At 34.9% G+C, this 20,522-nt stretch carries 24 protein-coding genes; 16 read left to right on the forward strand and 8 right to left on the reverse strand.

What is annotated here, in order from left to right; genetic code table 11:
- Positions 1 to 1,416: C2 family cysteine protease (locus H6G25_RS18220; protein WP_190393714.1), on the forward strand; the 1,416-nt coding region annotated here is incomplete at its 5' end.
- A 289-nt stretch (positions 1,417 to 1,705) separates the two neighbouring features.
- Positions 1,706 to 2,071, forward strand: coding sequence for a hypothetical protein (locus H6G25_RS18225; protein ID WP_190393715.1), 366 nt, complete (start codon positions 1,706 to 1,708; stop codon positions 2,069 to 2,071).
- A 117-nt stretch (positions 2,072 to 2,188) separates the two neighbouring features.
- Here the strand turns inward: H6G25_RS18225 and aroB are convergent, their stop codons facing one another.
- On the reverse strand, positions 2,189 to 3,283 hold the full coding sequence (gene aroB, locus H6G25_RS18230) for a 3-dehydroquinate synthase (RefSeq protein WP_190393716.1): 1,095 nt from the start codon (positions 3,281 to 3,283) through the stop codon (positions 2,189 to 2,191).
- Between the two features lie 134 nt (positions 3,284 to 3,417).
- Here aroB and H6G25_RS18235 point away from each other — a divergent pair, with 134 nt between their 5' ends.
- Entirely contained in the window at positions 3,418 to 3,513 is a 96-nt protein-coding gene (locus tag H6G25_RS18235; protein ID WP_190393717.1) for a cytochrome b6-f complex subunit PetL, read from the forward strand.
- Positions 3,514 to 3,958: 445 nt separating this feature from the next.
- On the forward strand, positions 3,959 to 5,491 hold the full coding sequence (locus H6G25_RS18240; RefSeq protein WP_190393718.1) for a YifB family Mg chelatase-like AAA ATPase: 1,533 nt from the start codon (positions 3,959 to 3,961) through the stop codon (positions 5,489 to 5,491).
- Between the two features lie 392 nt (positions 5,492 to 5,883).
- Here H6G25_RS18240 and H6G25_RS18245 read toward each other — a convergent pair whose 3' ends face one another.
- Together H6G25_RS18245 and H6G25_RS18250 are read right to left on the reverse strand one after the other, a co-directional pair.
- Positions 5,884 to 6,135 (reverse strand): hypothetical protein, encoded by a 252-nt coding sequence (locus H6G25_RS18245; protein ID WP_190393719.1) that lies wholly within the window; start codon positions 6,133 to 6,135, stop codon positions 5,884 to 5,886.
- Positions 6,136 to 6,578: 443 nt separating this feature from the next.
- Positions 6,579 to 7,931, reverse strand: coding sequence for a mechanosensitive ion channel family protein (locus H6G25_RS18250; RefSeq protein ID WP_190393720.1), 1,353 nt, complete (start codon positions 7,929 to 7,931; stop codon positions 6,579 to 6,581).
- Positions 7,932 to 8,262: 331 nt separating this feature from the next.
- Here H6G25_RS18250 and ahcY point away from each other — a divergent pair, with 331 nt between their 5' ends.
- The gene (ahcY, locus tag H6G25_RS18255; RefSeq protein ID WP_190393721.1) at positions 8,263 to 9,537 is read left to right on the forward strand and encodes an adenosylhomocysteinase; all 1,275 of its coding nucleotides are present in this window, start codon (positions 8,263 to 8,265) and stop codon (positions 9,535 to 9,537) included.
- A 69-nt stretch (positions 9,538 to 9,606) separates the two neighbouring features.
- Here ahcY and H6G25_RS18260 read toward each other — a convergent pair whose 3' ends face one another.
- Positions 9,607 to 10,701, reverse strand: a complete 1,095-nt coding sequence (locus H6G25_RS18260) for a hypothetical protein (RefSeq protein WP_190393722.1) — start codon at positions 10,699 to 10,701, stop codon at positions 9,607 to 9,609.
- Positions 10,702 to 10,721: 20 nt separating this feature from the next.
- Positions 10,722 to 12,224, reverse strand: a complete 1,503-nt coding sequence (locus tag H6G25_RS18265; protein ID WP_190393723.1) for a DNA methyltransferase — start codon at positions 12,222 to 12,224, stop codon at positions 10,722 to 10,724.
- 664 nt (positions 12,225 to 12,888) lie between these two features.
- Between H6G25_RS18265 and H6G25_RS18270 the strand changes: the two genes are divergently transcribed.
- From H6G25_RS18270 to H6G25_RS18290, 5 genes are all read left to right on the forward strand, one after another.
- Positions 12,889 to 13,989 carry an AAA family ATPase gene (locus tag H6G25_RS18270; RefSeq protein ID WP_199319805.1) on the forward strand — a complete coding sequence of 367 codons (1,101 nt, stop codon included), beginning with the start codon at positions 12,889 to 12,891 and terminating at the stop codon, positions 13,987 to 13,989.
- Positions 13,982 to 14,668, forward strand: a complete 687-nt coding sequence (locus H6G25_RS18275) for a DUF3226 domain-containing protein (RefSeq protein WP_190393724.1) — start codon at positions 13,982 to 13,984, stop codon at positions 14,666 to 14,668. Before H6G25_RS18270 ends, H6G25_RS18275 begins: the two co-directional genes overlap by 8 nt.
- A gap of 135 nt (positions 14,669 to 14,803) precedes the next feature.
- Positions 14,804 to 16,195 (forward strand): hypothetical protein, encoded by a 1,392-nt coding sequence (locus tag H6G25_RS18280; protein ID WP_190393725.1) that lies wholly within the window; start codon positions 14,804 to 14,806, stop codon positions 16,193 to 16,195.
- A 149-nt stretch (positions 16,196 to 16,344) separates the two neighbouring features.
- Positions 16,345 to 16,599: a type II toxin-antitoxin system HicA family toxin gene (locus tag H6G25_RS18285; protein WP_190393726.1), complete on the forward strand. Its 255-nt coding sequence runs from the start codon at positions 16,345 to 16,347 to the stop codon at positions 16,597 to 16,599.
- Entirely contained in the window at positions 16,599 to 16,820 is a 222-nt protein-coding gene (locus tag H6G25_RS18290) for a type II toxin-antitoxin system HicB family antitoxin (RefSeq protein ID WP_190393727.1), read from the forward strand. Before H6G25_RS18285 ends, H6G25_RS18290 begins: the two co-directional genes overlap by 1 nt.
- 77 nt (positions 16,821 to 16,897) lie before the next feature.
- On the opposite strand, the gene H6G25_RS18295 is transcribed toward H6G25_RS18290, so the two are convergent.
- The 3 genes from H6G25_RS18295 to H6G25_RS18305 form a co-directional block, all read right to left on the reverse strand.
- Complete coding sequence (locus H6G25_RS18295; RefSeq protein ID WP_190393728.1) at positions 16,898 to 17,260, reverse strand: aspartyl protease; 363 nt, start codon at positions 17,258 to 17,260, stop codon at positions 16,898 to 16,900.
- Complete coding sequence (locus H6G25_RS18300; RefSeq protein ID WP_190393729.1) at positions 17,257 to 17,574, reverse strand: hypothetical protein; 318 nt, start codon at positions 17,572 to 17,574, stop codon at positions 17,257 to 17,259. Before H6G25_RS18300 ends, H6G25_RS18295 begins: the two co-directional genes overlap by 4 nt.
- A gap of 80 nt (positions 17,575 to 17,654) precedes the next feature.
- Positions 17,655 to 18,119: a hypothetical protein gene (locus H6G25_RS18305; RefSeq protein ID WP_199319807.1), complete on the reverse strand. Its 465-nt coding sequence runs from the start codon at positions 18,117 to 18,119 to the stop codon at positions 17,655 to 17,657.
- Positions 18,120 to 18,371: 252 nt separating this feature from the next.
- On the opposite strand from H6G25_RS18305, the gene H6G25_RS21370 reads away from it, so the two are divergent.
- The 6 genes from H6G25_RS21370 (at position 18,372) to H6G25_RS18335 (ending at position 20,455) form a co-directional block, all read left to right on the forward strand.
- Positions 18,372 to 18,536, forward strand: a complete 165-nt coding sequence (locus H6G25_RS21370; RefSeq protein ID WP_242035019.1) for a type II toxin-antitoxin system HicA family toxin — start codon at positions 18,372 to 18,374, stop codon at positions 18,534 to 18,536.
- Between the two features lie 89 nt (positions 18,537 to 18,625).
- Entirely contained in the window at positions 18,626 to 18,820 is a 195-nt protein-coding gene (locus H6G25_RS18315) for a type II toxin-antitoxin system HicB family antitoxin (protein WP_236097086.1), read from the forward strand.
- A 235-nt stretch (positions 18,821 to 19,055) separates the two neighbouring features.
- Complete coding sequence (locus H6G25_RS18320) at positions 19,056 to 19,292, forward strand: hypothetical protein (RefSeq protein ID WP_190393731.1); 237 nt, start codon at positions 19,056 to 19,058, stop codon at positions 19,290 to 19,292.
- On the forward strand, positions 19,292 to 19,696 hold the full coding sequence (locus tag H6G25_RS18325) for a type II toxin-antitoxin system VapC family toxin (RefSeq protein WP_028082540.1): 405 nt from the start codon (positions 19,292 to 19,294) through the stop codon (positions 19,694 to 19,696). Before H6G25_RS18320 ends, H6G25_RS18325 begins: the two co-directional genes overlap by 1 nt.
- 25 nt (positions 19,697 to 19,721) lie before the next feature.
- Positions 19,722 to 20,138 (forward strand): XisH family protein, encoded by a 417-nt coding sequence (locus H6G25_RS18330; RefSeq protein WP_190393732.1) that lies wholly within the window; start codon positions 19,722 to 19,724, stop codon positions 20,136 to 20,138.
- A complete protein-coding gene (locus tag H6G25_RS18335; RefSeq protein ID WP_190393733.1) occupies positions 20,126 to 20,455 on the forward strand; it encodes a XisI protein in 330 nt (109 codons plus the stop codon). The genes H6G25_RS18330 and H6G25_RS18335 overlap by 13 nt, the downstream gene beginning before the upstream one ends.
- The last annotated feature ends 67 nt before the right edge of the window (positions 20,456 to 20,522 follow it).

Here is a 20,522-nt window from a genome sequence, read left to right on the forward strand (position 1 = left end):
AATGTGGGAACACAAAGTAACTTTAGTTTGAGTTTAACAGGTTTGAGTGCCGATGCGGATGTTCAATTACTCGATAGTTTTGGTGGGTATATTTCCAGTTCTGAGAATGGTGGCGCTACTTCTGAATCGATTAACAGTCAGTTGAGTGCAGGTACTTATTATGTACGGGTATATCCATACAGTGGCAACACTAACTACAGTTTGTCCTTAAATGCTACTGATGTTGCACCAGCTCCCACACCAACTCCCACACCAACTCCCACACCAACTCCCACACCAACTCCCACACCAACTCCCACACCAACTCCCACACCAACTCCCACACCAACTCCCACACCAACTCCCACACCGATTCCGACAGATTGGTATAGTCAAAATCTACTAGATGCTCAAATTATCACTTTAACCAGTTCCTTAGCTGCTGATGGTAATTTGAGTCGCAATGACATGATTTCCATTTTCCGCGATGCTAAAGATGGTAGTGTAATTGATGCCAGTGAGTTAACTGACTTACGGACTCTTGTTAGTAACTCAACCCTCTTCACTATGGTTGATTCTGTGAAGGTCTTATCTAATAAGATTGCAAATGGTGATGCAGCTAACACTCGTTCCGGTTTTGGTAATTTGTTTGCCGGTAGTAGTGATACCCAAATGGAAAATCTGATTGGTAAGTGGTTCTTAGGAAATGATAGACCTGATTTAACTAGTTCCAGTTATAGCTATCAGTATGTTAGTGGTTCTCTATTCCAAAATGGTCTAAGTGCTGATGACATTTATCAAGGAGCGGTGGGAGACTGCTATTATGTAGCAACTTTAGCTTCTATTGCCCAGGAAAAACCTGATTACATTCAAAATATGTTCCTTGATAATGGTGATAATACCTTCACCGTGCGTTTTTATAACAATGGTGTAGCTGATTATGTCACAGTAGATCGTTACTTACCAACTAATTCATCAGGTTATGCTGTCTATGCTGATTGGGGAGGAGGTTCTTCTACTTCCACCAGTAATGAACTTTGGGTAGCTTTAGCTGAAAAAGCCTATGCACAGTTAGCTGAATCTGGTTGGAGTCGTACTTACAGTGGTACTCAAAATAATTCCTACGCAGCCATAGAAGGTGGTTGGATGGATGTAGTAATTGGTCAAGTCACAGGATTAAGTGCTACTTCCCAATCTGTCAGCAATATGACTCAAACTCAACTGATTAATTTGGTTAATTCTAGTCAAATTTTAACAGCAGGTTTTGTTTATGGTGGTGGTTATGGTGTGGTTAATGGTCATGCTTACACGATCACTTCCTATAATTCCTCCACTGGAACTTTCCATTTACGTAACCCTTGGGGAAGTTACCACGCTGATGTAACTTGGAGTCAATTGTTATCTTTGAGCGCGATTATTCAGTGGTCTAATACGTAGACATTATTGGCAGCAGTACGAATATTAATTATTAATTATTTGTACTGCTGTTTATTGATTTAAGATCAGTTACTTGTTAGGTAAAAATCAATTTTTGTCGCACGCAGAGGCGCGGAGGCGCAAAGAGATAATTTCTGTGTCTATTTTCTGATTTGTTAAAGTGTGGGTGTAGTTAGTGATTATCGAAATCTGGCCATATCTGTTTTAGATAAGATAGACTGATTAATAACCAAGTTCTCGGAAAAGATAAATTAGTTTATTCCCCCAATTACAAGATTTCTAAGAGTACATGAACAAAAGATTTATTTTAACCTTGATTTCTAGCCCCGTATTGTTCACATCTATGTTATCTATGGTGATGATGCCTAGACCTGCTCATGCTAGTCAGGGGTCTGATACTACTGGTACTCATCTATCCTGTGTCCTTTCCCCTCATTCAGCAATTCCGAAACAGGTATGTATACAAGTAAGTAATACTCTTCTGGCTGTAAAGAAATCACCAGTACAAGTAGCACAAACGCAAACAAGTAACCCTAAAGAATTAGAATTTTCTGATGCGGAAAGTGATCTGGCTATCAAGTTATTTGGCTGTGATTGCCCAGTTTGTATTAATGCTGCTCGTCAATTGAATGGTTTAGCACCTTTACCAGTTTAATAGGTGATTGGGTGACTGGGAAGAATTTTTTCTTACCTATTTACCTATTACCTATTACCTATTACCTATTACCTATTACCTATTACCTATTACCTATTACCTATTACCTATTACCTATTACCTATTACCCACCAACACTTCCCTGATTATCTCTGTTGGTACTTCGTCTGTAACTTTCACAGCACCAATTTGGGTTGGTAGTACAAACCGAACTTTACCAGATTTGACTTTTTTGTCTAATTGCAAAGCATCAATAATTGCTTCAACGTCTAAGGCGGCGGGTATTTGGGTGGGTAAACCTGCTTTTTTAATTAAGGAGTTTTGACGTTCTGTGTCTGCTTGTGGACAAATTCCTAATTTTACAGCAATTTCTCCTGCTGCTACCATACCAATACCTACGGCTTCACCGTGTTTCAACAAGCGATAGCCTGTGAGACTTTCCACCGCATGGCCAATGGTATGACCATAATTTAAAATTGCTCTTAATCCAGATTCTTTTTCGTCTTTGCTGACAACATCTGCCTTTGCTTGGCAGGAATGAGTTAATATGCTGTTTATCAGGTCGGATTTTACATAGCGGAGTTGATCAAGATGTTTACTTGCTGCTAATTGAGTAAACAATTCGGCATCCCAAATGATACCGTATTTGATCACCTCTGCCATTCCTGCTCGAAATTCTCTAGCTGGGAGGGTTTTTAAGACTTCTGGGTCAATTAAGACTAAACTGGGCTGATGGAATGCACCTATGAGGTTTTTGCCATGGGGATGATTTACACCAGTTTTACCACCAATAGCCGAGTCTACCATCGCTAGGAGACTGGTGGGAACTTGGACAACATTGATGCCTCTGAGCCATGTAGCGGCGGCAAAGCCTGTCATATCACCAATTACACCTCCCCCCAAGGCGACCATTGTGGAGGAGCGTTCTAGGCGATTTTCCAAGGCGATATCATAGAGTTTTTGAATGGAGTTGAGGGTTTTGTAACGTTCTCCGGGGGGTAAGTTATAACTGACAACTTGAAAACCGGCATTTTCCAAAGAGGCGATCGCTCTTGGTCCATAATGTTTAAATATCATGGGGTTGGAAACTAGTAATACTTTATTACTTAGTTCCAAATTTTTCATATTATCACCTAGTTGCTCTAAACTTCCTGGTGCAATGGTAATATCATAAGATCTTTCTGATATATCCACTTTAATTACAGAATTCATTTTCTAACCCTAATATAAGCACTTGCCTGGGTATTTTACCGCAATTTGGCAAATTCTTTCCTCTTTGTTCCCTATTCCCTTTGACAGTTATTGATGATTGAATATAAACAAGTAACTAATTTGGAGTAAATGACATGATTGGTGCAATTGAATATGTTCTATTTTTAGGTGCGTTTTTAGGTTTAGCTGTTGGATTACTATTTGGTCTGCGTTCCGCTAAAATAATCTAGACCTACAATTAGATGTTATTAAACCCACTTTATGTGGGTTTAATATTGATCTCAAGGCGATACTTTCCATGCGCTTCGCTATCGCCCTGCCAAAATCTCACCACAAGCGATCACCTTATCTACAAGATGCTACCAATAGTGCTAATGCACTCAAAAGAAAGTCAAAGACAAAGCGGAGGTAAGTAGGTTGGCATGAAAAATTGTCGTTATGACAAGGGAACAGGGAAGAGGTTTTGGGGAACTTTACTTTTCGTTACATATTTCGGTTTTTTTCCGTTCACCTACTTAGTGAGGTTAAATGCACACGAGTGATTTATGAATGCCTTATTTAGTATACAAGTATATATATTATTAAATATAAACAATCATCTTGAGTAATTTAACTTATTGTTAATTTACCGACGAATCTGCTTTGATATCTATAAAGTTTATTCATATATAAAAAATGCTTGCTAGAGTTTGGAGTGCATCTATTGTCGGAATAGACGCGGTTAAGGTGGGTGTGGAAGTTGATGTTTCCGGGGGTTTACCAGGAATCGTGATTTTGGGTTTACCAGATTCGGCCATTCAGGAATCTAAAGAACGGGTAAAAGCAACTTTGAAAAATGCGGGTTTTGCTTTTCCCATTCGGAAGATTGTCATTAACCTGACTCCCGCAGATTTACGCAAGGAAGGACCGGCTTTTGATTTACCGATTAGTATAGGAATCTTAGCAGCTTCTGAACAAGTTAACGCCGATTTGTTGGGAGATTTTTTATTTTTGGGAGAAGTTTCCTTGGACGGTAGTTTGCGACCTGTTGCTGGTGTTCTACCTATTGCTGCAACTGCACAAAAAATGGGAATTTCGGGTCTAATTGTCCCTGTTGATAATGCTCAAGAAGGGGCTGTTGTCGAAGGTTTATCTGTTTATGGTTGTCAACACATTGCCGATGTAGTAGACTTATTGAATAATCCCAAAAATTACAAACCTGTACAGTTCAATAAAACACTAGAAATTTCCCAAGAAATATCTTCAAATTTGGCAGATTTACAAGATGTAAAAGGACAAGCCCACGCTAGAAGAGCTTTAGAAATTGCTGCTGCGGGGGGACACAATTTGATTTTTGTCGGACCGCCTGGAAGCGGGAAAACAATGTTAGCACGACGGTTATCAGGAATTTTACCACCTTTAACTTTTTCCGAATCTCTGGAGGTAACGCGCATTCATTCTGTGGCTGGATTATTAAAGAATCGTGGTTCTTTAGTAAAAGATCGTCCTTTTCGTAGTCCCCACCATTCTGCCTCTGGTCCTTCTTTAGTTGGTGGTGGTACTTTTCCCCGTCCTGGTGAAATTTCATTATCCCATAGAGGTGTACTTTTTCTAGATGAATTAACCGAATTTAAAAGAGACGTTTTAGAGTTTTTACGTCAACCTTTAGAAGATGGTTATGTGACAATTTCTAGAACTAAGCAATCTGTCACTTTTCCCGCTCAATTTACATTAGTAGCTAGTACAAATCCCTGTCCTTGTGGTTATTATGGTGATACAATTCAAGCCTGCACTTGTTCACCTCGACAACGAGAGCAATATTGGGCAAAATTGTCTGGACCATTAATGGATAGAATTGATTTACAAGTAGCTGTAAATCGTTTGAAGCCAGAGGAAATAACCCAACAACCAACAGGAGAAACATCAAAATCTGTAGCCCAAAGAGTGGAAAAAGCCAGACAACTTTCTATAATTCGGTTTCAAGAAGAAGGAAATTTACGATGTAATGCCCAAATGCAAAGTCGTCATCTGCAAAAATGGTGTAAATTAGATGATCCTAGTCGTAATTTATTAGAAGCGGCAATTAGGAAATTAGGATTGTCTGCAAGAGCAAGTGATCGTATTATCAAAGTAGCACGAACTATAGCAGATTTAGCAGGTGATGAAAATCTCAAACCCCAGCACGTAGCAGAAGCAATTCAATATCGGACAATTGATAGAATGCAATAAGTAGGGCTTGCTCAAAAAAGATTAACTCTGATACAGAAATAGTTTAAGAGAGCAACGAACCGCAGAGGCACTGAAATCCCAGAGGAAGAGAAAAGGGGAAATATCCAAATATCATCTATGATTCCTATATAAGTTTTTTAAATGGGCATTTTTACAAAATTGGTAAACTTGATGTTCACTGAGAATAAATTCCCTCTATTCTCAATAATCTTGAGAATGTTGTCAATAAGTTAACGTAAATACGTTGTTTCAGCATTGATAAATGCCCCTTGACTTTTTGTGCTATTATTATGGGTATAATCTGCTTGGGCTGTTTTTGATTTTTGCACCTAAGCAGCAGTATGTCAACCCAACCTACGATAAAATCTGCTAAAGCTAATACTTTGCAATTTCTATGCTGCTTCCCTCTGTTGGGTGGGTACAGATATTTCGGGAAATGACACTGCTGATGGTGTAGATGCTTCTTGCAATACTGTAACTTCAATATTTACACCGACTAAATAACTGCCTGTATCTGCACCTACAGCTTCGGAGATTAATTTAGCTATATCTGGACGTTTTGCAGTTAAAGGATCACGGATAATACAACGGTCCCATTCGTGCTTGGCGGTGGGGTTAAGATTGAGAATATAATACTTCATCATGGGCATAGTCCTTAAAATCCCTGTTCCCTCAGTCTTTCCAGCTTTGAAGCTATTCTCATAGTATAGTACAAATTTACTAATATGGCAAGAGAATCATCGAAAATTGCTTCTCAAAAATTGCCTCTCCTAGTACGTGAGTTTGACCACTATTATTTAATCCCACTCCAAACCTCCCCCTGTCCATGGGGAGAGGCTTAAGAACCTAAATTTATCCTGATAATGAGTTTTTAAAATGCCCCTCCTGTGTATCAAAGAAGGGTTGGGACGAGGTTCACTGATTCTTCAACTCTTCCTCTCTCGTCCTTTGCGCCTCTGGGTGAGATAAATTCATGCTTTCATTCACTAACTTTGAAAATGTTCTGATTTCGGAGTTTTTTAACCGTAGATGAACGCAAATAGGATTTAAGTGAAATTACGAGAACTCGCTTTTGAGAATTTAGTGATTATACCTCATTTACCCAATTTGCTTGTTGCGGTACGGGAATATTAATTCCGGCTGCGTCTAAAGTGATTTTGAGCCGACGACGATATTCTCGCGCTACAGCCCATTGTTTGAGGGGTTGGGTTTTAATTAAGATTCTAATCATGATACCGCGATCGCTAAAATTATCTATTCCCAATACATTAGGTTTTTCGAGAATTTGATCTTGCCATTCGGGGTCTTGAGTCATGTCTAAACCCACATCTTCGATCAGTGTCAGGGCTTGATCTACATTAGCTTGGTAAGAAACCGGAATAGTTAAATCAGCCCGTGACCAGCGACTGGAAAGATTAGCGACAATTTTGACTTCGCTGTTGGGAATGGTGATTAAGCGTCCTTCGGAATCTCGAACTTGAGTCATTCGTAAATTCAATTTTTCGACTAAACCGCCTACAGTACCAACTGTAATCATATCACCAAGGGCGTATTGGTCTTCAAAAATAATCAAAAAGCCGTTAATTGCGTCTTTGATTAAGTTTTGAGAAGGAAGGGATAGGGCTACACCAAGTAAACCTGCGCTGGCTAAAAGTGGCACGATATTTATACCTAAAGATGTCAGTGCTAATAAGCTACCTACTCCTACCCAAATTATGGTAGTGATACTTTTAGTCACGCTGGAAAATGTAGATATTCTGAGTTGTAAGCGTGCGGATGTTTCTGGGGTTAATAAAGCACCACCACTAACTATTGTTGAGGTAAAGTGATCTATTAAGGCATAGGTAAACCGTATAGCTACGTAAGTTCCCACAGCCACAATAGTTAACTTAATAGGAATTTGAGCAATAGCGAGAATCCCAATTTGTAAGGGTTTGGTGTAGGGAAATAGTCCCAAAATGATCAAAGTACCGCCGCCCCAAAGCATTACTTGTGCAGTTTGAAACAGTCTTTTTTTGACTTCTTGAAGATGCTGCTGTTGTTTTTGATTTAATAGTGTAGTTATTGGTTGCGTCTCTATGGAAGTAGGCAGAGTAGATTGATTTTCATTTTTGCTTAAACGTTTTTGCCAACGTCCCATACTCCAACTAACTGCTATTATTGCTAGTGTGCTGACAGCAGCAATTCCCCCTTGCTGCACTAAAAACCGAGTTTGTTGTTCTTGATTTGCTTCTTTTGGATTGTGTTGCAACCCATCATGAATTTTATTTACCAATATTAATGGGTTTGCTCGTTTAGTATATTCTTTTTCATCTACCCTATTGCTGAAAATACTGGTAGTGGACACCAAAGGTAAAGGAGAAATCTGGGCTGTAGCTTTGTTGACAGAGCCAATGGTGATTGCCATTGTTCCGGCGATCGCTAAAAATCGAAGTATCATGAAAACACCTCCTTGTGTCAATGGGGAAATAGGAACTGGACATAACCCATAACCCATTACCAATCAGTTGCCACAATACCAGAGAATGATTGAAAAGCCAAAAGTCAGATAGGGCCTTAACATTGCTCATACCAGAGGTGAAGCTAGTTTCCCAGACTTTCTCCCTCGCTGGTTACTAATTACCAGAAAATATGGCTAGGAATAAGAAAACCTTGTACAGTACGTAAAGACCTCAAAATAAAATTAAAATTTTGAGGCTATACTAACATAGTCCCTCCGGGGGACTGTGTGGAATAATGACCGAATCATCATCTTTTAGAGGATAATTTTCATGACTGTAGCTGCTCCCTTAAAGCACGAGGTTAAAGACCTCGCTCTCGCTCCCTTGGGAAGACAACGTATTGAATGGGCTGGACGAGAAATGCCCGTATTGAAGCAAATCCGCGATCGCTTTGCTATTGAAAAGCCTTTTGCTGGTTTACGCTTAGTTGCTTGCGCCCACGTTACTACAGAAACAGCACATTTAGCGATTGCTCTCAAAGCCGGTGGTGCTGATGCAGTTTTAATTGCAAGTAACCCCTTATCAACTCAAGATGACGTAGCTGCAAGCCTTGTAGCTGATCATGGTATTGCTGTATTTGCTCAAAAAGGCGAAGATAGCGCCACCTATAACCGCCACGTGCAAATCGCATTAGATCATCGCCCCAACATCATTGTTGATGACGGTAGCGACGTGGTAGCAGAATTAGTCCAACATCGTCAACACCAAATAGCTGATTTAATTGGTAGCACCGAAGAAACCACAACTGGTATCGTACGGTTACGCGCCATGTTTAAAGAAGGCGTTCTTACCTTCCCTGCGATGAACGTCAACGACGCAGACACCAAACACTTCTTTGATAACCGCTATGGTACTGGTCAATCTACCTTAGACGGAATTATCCGCGCTACAAACATCTTATTAGCTGGTAAAACTGTTGTTGTTGTCGGTTATGGCTGGTGTGGTAAGGGAACAGCCCTCCGCGCCCGTGGTATGGGTGCAAACGTCATTGTCACCGAAATTGACCACATCAAGGCAATTGAAGCCGTTATGGACGGTTTCCGCGTCCTCCCAATGGCAGAAGCAGCGCCTCACGGTGATATCTTCATTACTGTCACAGGTAACAAGCACGTCGTTCGCGGTGAACACTTCGATGTCATGAAAGACGGTGCGATCGTTTGTAACTCTGGTCACTTCGATTTAGAACTTGATTTGAAATACTTAGCTGCTAATGCTAAGGAAATCAAGGATGTTCGTCCTTTCACAGAAGAGTATAAATTGACAAATGGTAAATCCGTAGTTGTACTCGGACAAGGACGTTTGATTAATTTGGCTGCTGCTGAAGGACACCCCAGCGCGGTTATGGACATGAGTTTTGCTAACCAAGCATTAGCTGTTGAATACCTGGTGAAGAATAAGGGTAGTTTAGCTGCTGGTTTGCACTCTATTCCTAGAGAAGTAGATGAAGAAATTGCTCGTTTGAAGTTGCAAGCTATGGGCATTTTCATTGACAGTTTGACAGCAGATCAAATTGACTATATCAATTCTTGGACTTCTGGAACGTAAGTCATTAATTAGTTGATTTTTTGGGGGATAGGCTTTTGGGCTTATCCCTTTTTTTATAATTTATTGGTGTTACTTTAGTACAAATAAAACATCAGCATAGCTTTGGTATTGATTGTTATTAAAAGACCAATTTAATAACAGTTCATCCTTATTAAAAGAGCGTGTATTTAGATATTCATCAATTTTATTTTTTAACAAAGTATAATCTCTTTTTAGCTTCCAACTATCTTCTAAAGAATTAGTATCCACAAGAACTAAAAATAACCTATTACTTGCATCAAATCTTTGAGAACCTTGATTTTCATACAACCAGCGCAAAAGTTCACGTGGTTGTTTTAATGTGTCATTGATAATATCTCTTCTAATTTTCACAAAATTATCATAAAAATCTTTTACGTCCTGCTGGGAACTTTCAGCAAAAGCTGTAATTAAATCAATCAATAGTTCATCATCAGGACGATTTTGATCAAAAGGAAGATTAAATATTTTGGCTGTCTTCTTTAACTCTGATAATTCCTTAATTGTTAGTTTTCTGTTCCTTCTCTGATTTTCCATAAAACCTTTTGGAAAATAAGTTACCTTGAGATCAAAAGGTATATCATCAATAAAAAAATCAACTTGTTTAATTAGCCCCACAGTTGGTAAAACACGCTCATGGTCTTTAAAAATATCCTCAATAATAATTGATGTCCAATTATTATACCAAGAACACAGAACAAAACCTTTTAAACTATGTAAAATTTCATTTTTTACTTTTTCTATTAAATTATCATAATTAGTAATCTTTTTTATGTAGTTATCAACTAGATACTTATTAATATCATTTTGATGGATACCACCCCAGTCAAAAACTCGTAGCTTATATAATTCTGCTAGTAAGTCTTGTTCATTTATGCGACGTTCTTCCCTTTGTCCTTCATATATTTGATTAATAGAATCATGAATGGTTTCTAAAGAAATATTAGATTTAAAAAGTGTTTCAAGATACTGCTTTACTCCTAAATTATGTGAAGATATTTGTGCTTTTTGAAATAAATGCAAATAATAATCTTTCCGAGCTAAAGAACGTAATTTTAAAAAATATAATCCTTCAGAAGATGATGTTAATTCAAAAAATTTATTTTCATCATAGAGCCGAGAAAGTTCAGAAAATGTGTAACTCATTTTATTTTTCAAATTTAAGATTATTTTGAGTGAATATTAGGTATTTCTTTCGACCAATTAGGTAATTTTTCTAAAAAAATCAATTTTATATTATCTTCATTTCCAGGTTTTTGATAGATTAAAACGAAATCATTTTTTAAACCCCCTTTTCTGTTGTCTTGTATTACTGAATTAGCTGAATAGTTCATAGGAAATAATCCTCGAAATTGTAATTGATTATCAGATGGTATTACCTCTTTTAAAAACTGCCAACTATCAGCATCTCTAGCATTAAAAAATAGAGCTAATATTCCACCAGATTTCAGGATACGAGTAGCAGTTTGCATAAATTCCATCATTTCATTCACATAATTGTTTTTATTCTTCCCTCGACTACGAGCATTAGAAACTACAATTTCTTGAGAAAAATCCGGCTCTTTATCTATTAAACAATTCCACATTTCACTCAATTCTAAGTATGGAATCCTATCACTATGTGGAGGATCAGTTAATATCAAAGAAATAGTTTCATCAGGGCAATTATTAAGAACTTTTCGATTATCACCTTGAAAAATTGCTACATCTGCTTTATTATCCATAACATCTGTTAATCTTTTAGATACACAATAACCTTTTTTAAATTCATCTTCTTGAATAGATTTTAGTAAACTGTTTGCACGTTTAATAAAACAATTCCACACATTAATTTCAAAATGTAACGTTGGTCGCCAATATCCTATCACCCAACTACCAACTTCTATTTTATTTGTTGGTTCAGATTTTGTTTTACCTCTTCCTGTAATTGCAAAAACCATTTTAGACATTTGACCAGAAGCAGCAGTTAATGATAGCAATAATGCAGATTTGATAGAATCTGGTTGTTTGTGAATTGCATTAAGCAACAAATCTATATTATGTAATGCACGACCAGTAAATAAATCTTTTAGTGTTAAAGAATCATTTGTATTTATACGGCTATTTTGAAATAATTTAATTGGTCGAGGTATTTTAGGTTCGTATTCCTCAAAGTGTTTAAATACTTGATAGTCATAATTAGTTGGTATCTTTTTATCACTTTCATTTCTTCTTGGCGATAAATGCCAAACTGAATTTAGTTCATTTCCATTCCATAAATAGTGAGTTGCAAATTTTCCATCTTGTAGTAAGTAAGTTTTATATATTTCTGATTTAACACTTATTTCTAATTCATCAAGGGCTTTTTTAAAAATATCTGGATTTGGTAAATTTACTAATAAATTAGATAATTCTACGGCTACAGGATTAATGTCAATACCTATAAATCGTCTTTCCCTAATTACTGCTTCACGAGCAACTAAACCTGATCCTAAAAATGGGTCTAAAACAATATCACCTTTTTCTGTTAAGTTTTCAATTAAAAATGCTAAACATTCAATTGGTTTTTTACCCCAATATTTATGAAAAGCAGCTAATCCTTTATAGCCTTTTGGTAATACTATTGTTTCAGGATTTGTTTTTGTAAATTCTAATTCAAATAGACTTAATTGTTTAACGCTAGATTTCATTATTTATGTAATCAAAATTATGTTTTATTTAAAGACACGGATTAATTTATACAAAATGTATTATAACATAAATTCTTAAATTATCAGTTGTTAATAAAATTTAACAAAAAGTTTTTATAACTAGGCGAATATAATTCACATCTACACAGACACATAGCATCCGAAAAAAGTGGATAAAGAGTAGATGTAGGTTGATATGACAAAAACCAACATCTTTATAAGATTATTGCGTTTGGTTGCGCTTTGCTTAAACCAAACTACGAAAATAAAAGATTGAAATTATTATACCTTACTTAAATTACACCTGCTAGTATTTCCACTCATCAAACAGGAGATTATTTTATGGAAACAATAAATTATCCTGAATTAGTCAAAACAGTATTAACAAAACACACAGAAAATTATTTAACCAAAGTAACAAAACTACAATTAATATTATATCATCCCAGAAATCATTATAATGAAATTAGGATAGAATTTAATGTAAAACAATGATAAAATGAAGTGATGTCAAAAAAGCGTAAATTACTGGAGAAAGTCCTTTCTGGCTCTAGAAATATTCAATTCGATGATTGAGTGACTTTAGTCTATAAAATGTAGGGGTTTAGCAATTGGTGTCAACTTAACGTCAAACCGATAACCCAACTGGGAATGATAACGTAGCATGGAGGTTACAGTGATTAAAAATATTAGGATTCAAAATTTTAGATATTTTGAGGAATTAAAAATATCTGGTTTCGACAAAATTAATTTAATTAGTGGAAAAAATAATATTGGTAAAACTGCATTATTAGAAGCATTATTTCTTAATAGTAAACCAAGACCAGATACTATTTTTTTACTAAGACAAATAAGAAGAGAATCATCAAAGTTTAGACAATCTTTACCAGAAAATACTTGGAATTACTTCTTTTTTGAAGAAAATAAAAATAATCCAATAGAGATTGAAGCTATCCTAGAAAATGATTCATCCAAAAAAATTGAAGTATTTGTAGATGAATCTGTGCAAAATTTAGAAGATACATATCAACAGGATAATAATGATGATAACGAAAAACTTATCAGTCTTTTTTCAAGAAGTGAGTCTGTAAAATCTGTAATGCACCTAAAAACAACAATTAATAATGGAGAAGCATTTGAAACATTAATCATGTCTAGTGTTAAGGGTATTATAGCCAGAGATATTAAAGTTCCTGATATTAAAGATGCTTTTTTTATCCCCTCCTTCTTAAGAGTTGGTAGCAGGGAACTGGCAGAGGAATTTGATAAATCTCGTTTAAAAGATAAAGATCAAGAACTTCTCAGAACCTTTCAAGTTATTGATCCTGCTATTATTAGTATAGAGACAATGACTATTGGTGAAGGAAATATTTGGGTGAGGAAAGAAGGAAAAAAAAGGTTGCCTTTAGCTTTGTTTGGTGATGCCATAAATCGTATCGCGGATATTATTTTAAGGATTGTGAATAATGAGAATAGTATTATATTAATTGATGAGATAGAAAATGGTATTCATCACTCAAATCAAGTTGCTTTTTGGAGTATTTTGTACAGATTAGCTAAGGAGTTAGATGTACAAATATTTGCTACAACTCACAGTTTAGAAATGATTAAATCTTTTATTGAAGCTGGTACTAAGTATGAAAATATGGCTGCTCATTTTGAGTTAACTAGAAATTTGAAAACTGGTAAAATAGTTGCTATTAAGAGAGATTTAGATACTTTAGAGTATGGTATAAGTCACAATAAGGAGGTCAGAGGTGAGTAGCAATATTTTGATTGTAGAAAGTCCAAATGATCAATATTTTTTACAGGCAATTATTCGTTACCTTAATTTTAATATAGAAGTTGCTCCTGCAATTATGATTTCGGAGGACGATTATAAATCCATGGAAGGGTTAAGTCCTAAAGAACTCAAAAAAGCTCTCGATGATTTAAAAGCGGATATACAAAAAGGTAAAGTTGAACGAATAGGTATTGTTATTGATATTGATGATAAACAAGAAATTGAGAGAATTAATTTTGTTAATGATTGCATTCAATCGGTTTTTCCAGGAACACAATTATTGACAGAAATTAATAATTTTGTGGATATAAATTTTGATAGTTTTAATTTTCAACTAGCTTGTTACTTTACGAATGTTAATGGAGAAGGAGAGTTAGAAACAGTTTTAAAAATGATTAAGAAAGAAAATTCGATTTATGCTGACTGCTTAGAAAGTTGGAAAGATTGTTTAGAAAGTCATGGAAAAAAAATCAAGATTAAGGATTTTAATAAGTTTTGGGTTTCTATATATTTAAGATTTGATACTTGTTCCAAAAGAGAAAGAAATCAAGCAAAGGAAAAATGTAGTTTTAAATATGCAATGTCCGATAAATCAAAAATATGGGATTTTGAACATCCTATATTAAATGATTTGAAGGCTTTTTTGCAGATGTTTAGTTAATTAATCTATATTTGTCGGTAATGTATTTATTGCTAATCTGGTGTATTAACTTGTATTAAGAAACTTTCTTAATATGATTAATTTATCAAGATTTGAAATAATTTAATCACTTATCTAACACTGGAGAATTATCCTATGATAATAAATTTTAATTTAAACTTACCAATTTCTATTCCCACTGATGTACTTTTAGAGTGGCAAAACGGTATAAATGATGGAATTGCCACTAATAAATGGTGGCAATCACTTACAAAAGATCAGCAAAAATTGCTACTAGAAAAATGTTTGGTTTTCTTGCAGCAGCAAAAAATTAAAGAATCTAAAGTAGACAGTAAATCACTTGTTCCCAGTCTTATAGAACTTTCAAAAAGTGCTGGATGTCTAGAATTATCTCAAGATGCCAAAAATCGTTTTGTACTTTCCGGTAGAATTGATCGAAATTTGTATGGTGTCCGGGGTAAATGCTATTCTCAATCTCCCGAATTTGTTGGGAGTATGTGTAACGAATTTCTTGGAGGCTATTTGGAAACAAGCAGTAATCATGAACATGGACAAAAAACTGTTGATGTTATTTGTTGTGCCTTGAATGCACTTCCTGGAATTACTGCGGCTCAAACTCCATCTGATAGTGTCGCTGATGTTGGTTTGCGATGGGATGTAATTATTAAATGGAATGATTGTTATTTTCCTATACAAGTTAAAAGTAGTTTTATCGGAATAGAAAAAGCTTTAGAAACAGGTAATTTAGGAAATTATGCTCAAGAAAAGATAGACAAACTGTATCTTCAGTCTGATGAACTAGCAGCAAAATACATAAAAAAAGCAAGTAAATACTCTCAGCAAGAAATGACACATCACAAAGCATATATTAAAAGTCGCCAAGAAAATATTTCAGAACTTAGGAGTAAGTATTCACAAACCACGCCACTTTATATATGGGCTGGTCAAAATAAAGAAACTATTCAACTGTTAGTCGAATTATTTGCAAATACTTTTAAAATTGACAATAACATCAAGGAATATCAAGAACAAGCTGTAGCAGCTTATCTAGATAAATATCCTAAAGAAAAAAGTCCTAGTGAAAAAAGACAGGAGAGATTAAATAAAATTAATGAACAAAAGAAAGAGGAAGCTGAACAAATAATTCAAGCATTAAAAGAGCAGATTCAAGGCAAACAAAAACGTATTCGTAATCGTAAAGCTAGAAAACGTCCGGTAGTAATAGAACATAACCAATCTCTCACAATAGCTGAAAGTACACTGAAAAACCTCCAGGAGCTAATTGAAGATAAGAATAAAATCAAAATTAAGGAACTGCAATTTGGAATGGCATGGTATTCTGATCAAACTTTGTTTGATAATATTAAAAAGCTGAGAGATATTGATAAAGAAACTAATTCTCCAATGCTTCAAAAAACCGAAGAACTTTTTACCTTAGTTCAGGATTTTACGGAAATTCGAGAAACACTAATTGGAGAACTTGATGAAGAATTTGATGAGGACTTTAATCCTAATGTTGTTTTCTAGTTATGTAGGTTGGGTTGAGAAAACCCAACATCTTTATAATTTTATTGCGTTGGGTTGCGCTTTGCTTAACCCAACCTACGAATTATTACTAGGTAAAGAATAATGATAGTAGGATAGAATTTAATGTAAAACAATGATAAAATGAAGTGATGTCAAAAAAGCGTAAATTACTGGAGAAAGTTCTTTCAGGATCTAAAAATCTTCAATTTGATGATTTAGTGACATTAATTGAATCCTTTGGGTTTTCCCTATCACGTATCAACGGTAGTCATCACATTTTTACACATCCAACTATCCCTGAACTTATTAACTTACAAAATCGCAATGGTAAAGCTATTCCTTATCAGGTTCGTCAATTTTTGATTTTGATTGAAAAATATTCCTTAACTATGGAGAATGAATAATGAAACACTATCACATCAATATTTTCTACAGTCAAGAAGATGAAGGTTATATTGCTGATATTCCTGATTTAAAATATTGTTCAGGATTTGGTTTAACTGAAGAAGAAGCACTGCAAGAAGTTCTCAAAGCTAAAACTGCTTGGTTAGAGGCTGCGGAAATACAAGGTAAACCGATTCCCGAAGCAAGATATAAACCTGTAATTTATCAGATAGCTTCATAACTTTATAGTTTACTGGTTTTGCAGAGGGTTAAATTTTTTGTATTCTTCCTTTGCGTCTTTGCATGAGAAAAAACTCTTCAACCCAAAGTTAAAATATCCTCTGGAAAATCCACCACCAAACGCAAAAATTTCAACCATTCAGAACCTAATAAAACTTCTGTAATATTATCCCCCACATGAACAGGAATTTCATATTCCTTACCATCCAATATTACCTTACCTAAATAGATATTAAACCTTGATTCACCTTGTGCTGTTTGCATAGGTTCATTACCAAGAAAAACCCAATCCAGTCCATCCAAATCTTGAGTATTAATTGCCATAAACTTGGTAAATCCTGTATCTAACATCGCATCCACAGGTAGATTTAACCCATCAGCAGTAATCAAATCAAGCTCGAAAAATAGCTGCCCCTCACTACCAAAATTTCCCTGAATCATATTCTCCCAGTCGTTCCTGTTTCATTTAAGCAAAACACATAATTCTTAGCCTTTGGGTATTTCTCAAGGACTTTTTTATGAGCTTGAATATTATCTTGATCAAGAAAGTATTCACCACTATCTGGTTCTATAGCAATATACCAACCATAGTTACTTTCAATATATTCAGGACGGACACGCTCAAAAATTGCTCGACAACGTTGATAAAATATTTCATCTTCCGCTTCTCGTCTAGCTAATTCTTCTGGTGGTATAGTTAATTCAGGAAAAATTCTTCCTCTTCTTACCACTTTTTTTGATGTTATGTGATTCATACTATTAACTTGAACTCTAATTATTATTTTAACTTAAATTGTGCTTAATTGCAAATCTTATCATTATTTAAACATAAATTTTAACTTAATTTTCCCTTTTTAGTTTCATCATTAAAAGCTGCTGCTAGATCAGGACTGGTGATTGCGATCGCACTTTCATGCCATTCATGAATAGTAGCATCAATCAAATCCCAAGCCTCATTAGAAGTATCAGTTAAGCGAAAAGCCTCACTCACTTCTTTGATAAAATCTTGCAATTCATCAGCATCAAATACGCTCAACCATCCATAAGGATGCTCATAACCTATTTTTTGTCCTAATAATAACCGAAACGCTACCGATAACACCTCAAAAACAGCCTTACTTTGTGTTACCCCCTTCACTAAATAAGCTACATCCTCACGACGCAACAGCGCAAAAGATTGGTCATTTCTAGTAATTGTAATTGGGTGTTCATAAGCTTTGTCTAAAACCTTTCCAGGTTGACGATTCAACTCAGTAGCTGTCACTAACTCATCTGAGTAAGCATTGCTAAAAATTGCCATTGACATGATACCTGCGTTTTCCAGAAACGCTGACTTAATATATGATATTACGTACTATTATACGTAATCCTTATTATTTGTCAATACCGAAACAAAGGTTTTTGTTTCGGGTTTCATTTTTCCGTTATCGTTATGCTGTTGCTAACACTCTATTTTATCTTGTTCCATCTACTTTTGGACAGGAGTTTAGTCTAAGTAAAGAATAATGAGAGTAGGATAAAATTTGATGTGAAACAATGATAAAATAGAGTGATGTCAAAAAAGCGTAAGTTACTAGAGAAAGTCCTTTCTGGCTCTAAAAATCTTCAATTTGATGATTTAGTGACTTTAGTTGAAGCCTTTGGTTTTTCCCTATCACCTATCAACGGTAGTCATCACATTTTTACACATCCAACTATCCCTGAACTTATTAACTGACAAAATCGCAATGGTAAAGCTATTCCTTATCAAATTCGGCAATTTTTAATATTAATTGAAAAATATTCCTTAACTATGGAGAATGAATAATGAAACACTATCACATTAATATTTTCTACAGTCAAGAAGATGAAGGTTATATTGCTGATATTCCTGATTTAAAATATTGTTCAGGATTTGGTTTAACTGAAGAAGAAGCACTACAAGAAGTTCTCAAAGCTAAAACTGCTTGGTTAGAAGCTGCGGAAATAGAAGGTAAACCCATTCCACCAAGCAAGATATAAACCTGTAATTTATCAGATAGCTTCATAGTTATTTATGTAGGTTGGGTTGAGGAACGAAACCCAACAACATTATAATTTAATTGCGTTGGGTTGCGCTTCGCTTAACCCAACCTACGAATTATTACTAGGTAAAGAATAATGAGAGTAGGATATAAATTAATGTAAAACAATGATAAAATGATAAAATAAAGTAATGTCAAAAAAGCGTAAATTACTGGAGAAAGGAAAATTAAAAATGGAAAGTTTAAGACTGCGATCGCGCATTGGTAAAGATGGACTATTAAAAATTCATTTACCACAGGCTAAAGAAGGAACTGAATTTGATATTATTGTTATTTATGAAATAGCTGTACCAAAAGAAGAAACAGCAACAGAACAAACCATGAAAGTGAGTGATTTTTATGGTTGTATCCAAGATGAAACATTTATTAGACATCCACAATTAGAACAACCTGAAAGAGAAGCATTCTGATGATTTACTTATTAGATACCAATACCTGTATTATTTATCTTAAAGGTAAAAATATTCATCTAAAAGAGAAATTAGATAGTATCTCAATTTCAGAAATTGCAGTTTGTTCCATTGTCAAAAGTGAATTATTCTATGGTGCTATGCGGAGTGCTAAACCGGAGAGTAATTTAAAATTACAACAAGGATTTCTTGATAAATTCGTCTCTTTACCCTTTAATGATGAAGCAGCTATAATTTTCGGTAATATTCGTGCTGAACTTACTAGCAAAGGAACACCCATTGGTGGTTATGATTTACAAATTGCTGCTATTGCTTTAGCTAATAATTTGATATTAGTTACACACAATACTAGGGAGTTTTCCCGCATTCCTCAATTACAATTACAAGACTGGGAAGTAACATAATTAAACATCATCACTTTAATTTTATATGTCCGCGAAAGATTTTTTTCACAATGCAGTTAGGTTAGCTTTAGAAAAAGATGGTTGGTTAATTACTGATGATCCGTTAAGATTTATAGTAGATACTATAGAATTTCGTCTTGATTTAGGAGCGGAAAGACTTATAGCAGCAGAAAAAGAAGGAGAAAAAATAGCAGTTGAAATAAAATCTTTTTTGGAAAAATCAGCGATTAGTGAATTTCATACAGCTTTAGGACAAACACTTAATTACCGTTATATTTTAGGAAGAGAAGCACCTGATCGTATTTTATATTTAGCAATTAGTTATGAAATCTATACAGCTTTTTTTCTGATACCTGTGATTCAAGAAATAATTGCTGAATATAAATTAAAATTATTGATATTTGAAACTAGGAAGGAGGAGATTGTTTTATGGAAGGAATAAATTACCCTGAATTAGTACAAACAGTATTAGCAAGACATACAGAAAGTCATTTAGCTAAGGGAACGGAAATACAATTAATATTTGATGATCAAAAAAATCACTATTTAGTAATTCATCTAGGTTGGGAAGGTGAAAAACGGACTTATGGTTCGGTTATTCATGTTGATATTAAGGATGGAAAAATCTGGATACAGTGTGATTTTACAGAGGAAGGAGTAGCTAATGAGTTGGTAGAGTTAGGTGTACCAAAAACAGATATTGTTTTAGGTTTTAGATCACCTTATGTGAGACAATTTACAGGTTTTGCATCAGTTTAGATTTTTTATTCAATTTTAATAACTTGATTTTTTGGGGATAGGCTTTTTGCTTATCCCTAATTTGTAT

The sequence above is a fragment of the Dolichospermum sp. FACHB-1091 genome (genome assembly GCF_014697585.1).
Lineage (GTDB): Bacteria > Cyanobacteriota > Cyanobacteriia > Cyanobacteriales > Nostocaceae > Dolichospermum.

What these genes read in the sequence shown, in the direction of transcription:
- H6G25_RS18225 (WP_190393715.1), top strand. Translation starts at nt 1,706, where the DNA reads ATGAACAAAAGATTTATTTTAACCTTGATTTCTAGCCCCGTATTGTTC.
- aroB (WP_190393716.1), bottom strand. Translation starts at nt 3,283, where the DNA reads ATGAATTCTGTAATTAAAGTGGATATATCAGAAAGATCTTATGATATT.
- H6G25_RS18235 (WP_190393717.1), top strand. Translation starts at nt 3,418, where the DNA reads ATGATTGGTGCAATTGAATATGTTCTATTTTTAGGTGCGTTTTTAGGT.
- H6G25_RS18240 (WP_190393718.1), top strand. Translation starts at nt 3,959, where the DNA reads ATGCTTGCTAGAGTTTGGAGTGCATCTATTGTCGGAATAGACGCGGTT.
- H6G25_RS18245 (WP_190393719.1), bottom strand. Translation starts at nt 6,135, where the DNA reads ATGATGAAGTATTATATTCTCAATCTTAACCCCACCGCCAAGCACGAA.
- H6G25_RS18250 (WP_190393720.1), bottom strand. Translation starts at nt 7,931, where the DNA reads ATGATACTTCGATTTTTAGCGATCGCCGGAACAATGGCAATCACCATT.
- ahcY (WP_190393721.1), top strand. Translation starts at nt 8,263, where the DNA reads ATGACTGTAGCTGCTCCCTTAAAGCACGAGGTTAAAGACCTCGCTCTC.
- H6G25_RS18260 (WP_190393722.1), bottom strand. Translation starts at nt 10,701, where the DNA reads ATGAGTTACACATTTTCTGAACTTTCTCGGCTCTATGATGAAAATAAA.
- H6G25_RS18265 (WP_190393723.1), bottom strand. Translation starts at nt 12,224, where the DNA reads ATGAAATCTAGCGTTAAACAATTAAGTCTATTTGAATTAGAATTTACA.
- H6G25_RS18270 (WP_199319805.1), top strand. Translation starts at nt 12,889, where the DNA reads ATGGAGGTTACAGTGATTAAAAATATTAGGATTCAAAATTTTAGATAT.
- H6G25_RS18280 (WP_190393725.1), top strand. Translation starts at nt 14,804, where the DNA reads ATGATAATAAATTTTAATTTAAACTTACCAATTTCTATTCCCACTGAT.
- H6G25_RS18285 (WP_190393726.1), top strand. Translation starts at nt 16,345, where the DNA reads ATGTCAAAAAAGCGTAAATTACTGGAGAAAGTTCTTTCAGGATCTAAA.
- H6G25_RS18290 (WP_190393727.1), top strand. Translation starts at nt 16,599, where the DNA reads ATGAAACACTATCACATCAATATTTTCTACAGTCAAGAAGATGAAGGT.
- H6G25_RS18295 (WP_190393728.1), bottom strand. Translation starts at nt 17,260, where the DNA reads ATGATTCAGGGAAATTTTGGTAGTGAGGGGCAGCTATTTTTCGAGCTT.
- H6G25_RS18300 (WP_190393729.1), bottom strand. Translation starts at nt 17,574, where the DNA reads ATGAATCACATAACATCAAAAAAAGTGGTAAGAAGAGGAAGAATTTTT.
- H6G25_RS18305 (WP_199319807.1), bottom strand. Translation starts at nt 18,119, where the DNA reads ATGGCAATTTTTAGCAATGCTTACTCAGATGAGTTAGTGACAGCTACT.
- H6G25_RS21370 (WP_242035019.1), top strand. Translation starts at nt 18,372, where the DNA reads ATGTCAAAAAAGCGTAAGTTACTAGAGAAAGTCCTTTCTGGCTCTAAA.
- H6G25_RS18315 (WP_236097086.1), top strand. Translation starts at nt 18,626, where the DNA reads ATGAAACACTATCACATTAATATTTTCTACAGTCAAGAAGATGAAGGT.
- H6G25_RS18320 (WP_190393731.1), top strand. Translation starts at nt 19,056, where the DNA reads ATGGAAAGTTTAAGACTGCGATCGCGCATTGGTAAAGATGGACTATTA.
- H6G25_RS18325 (WP_028082540.1), top strand. Translation starts at nt 19,292, where the DNA reads ATGATTTACTTATTAGATACCAATACCTGTATTATTTATCTTAAAGGT.
- H6G25_RS18330 (WP_190393732.1), top strand. Translation starts at nt 19,722, where the DNA reads ATGTCCGCGAAAGATTTTTTTCACAATGCAGTTAGGTTAGCTTTAGAA.
- H6G25_RS18335 (WP_190393733.1), top strand. Translation starts at nt 20,126, where the DNA reads ATGGAAGGAATAAATTACCCTGAATTAGTACAAACAGTATTAGCAAGA.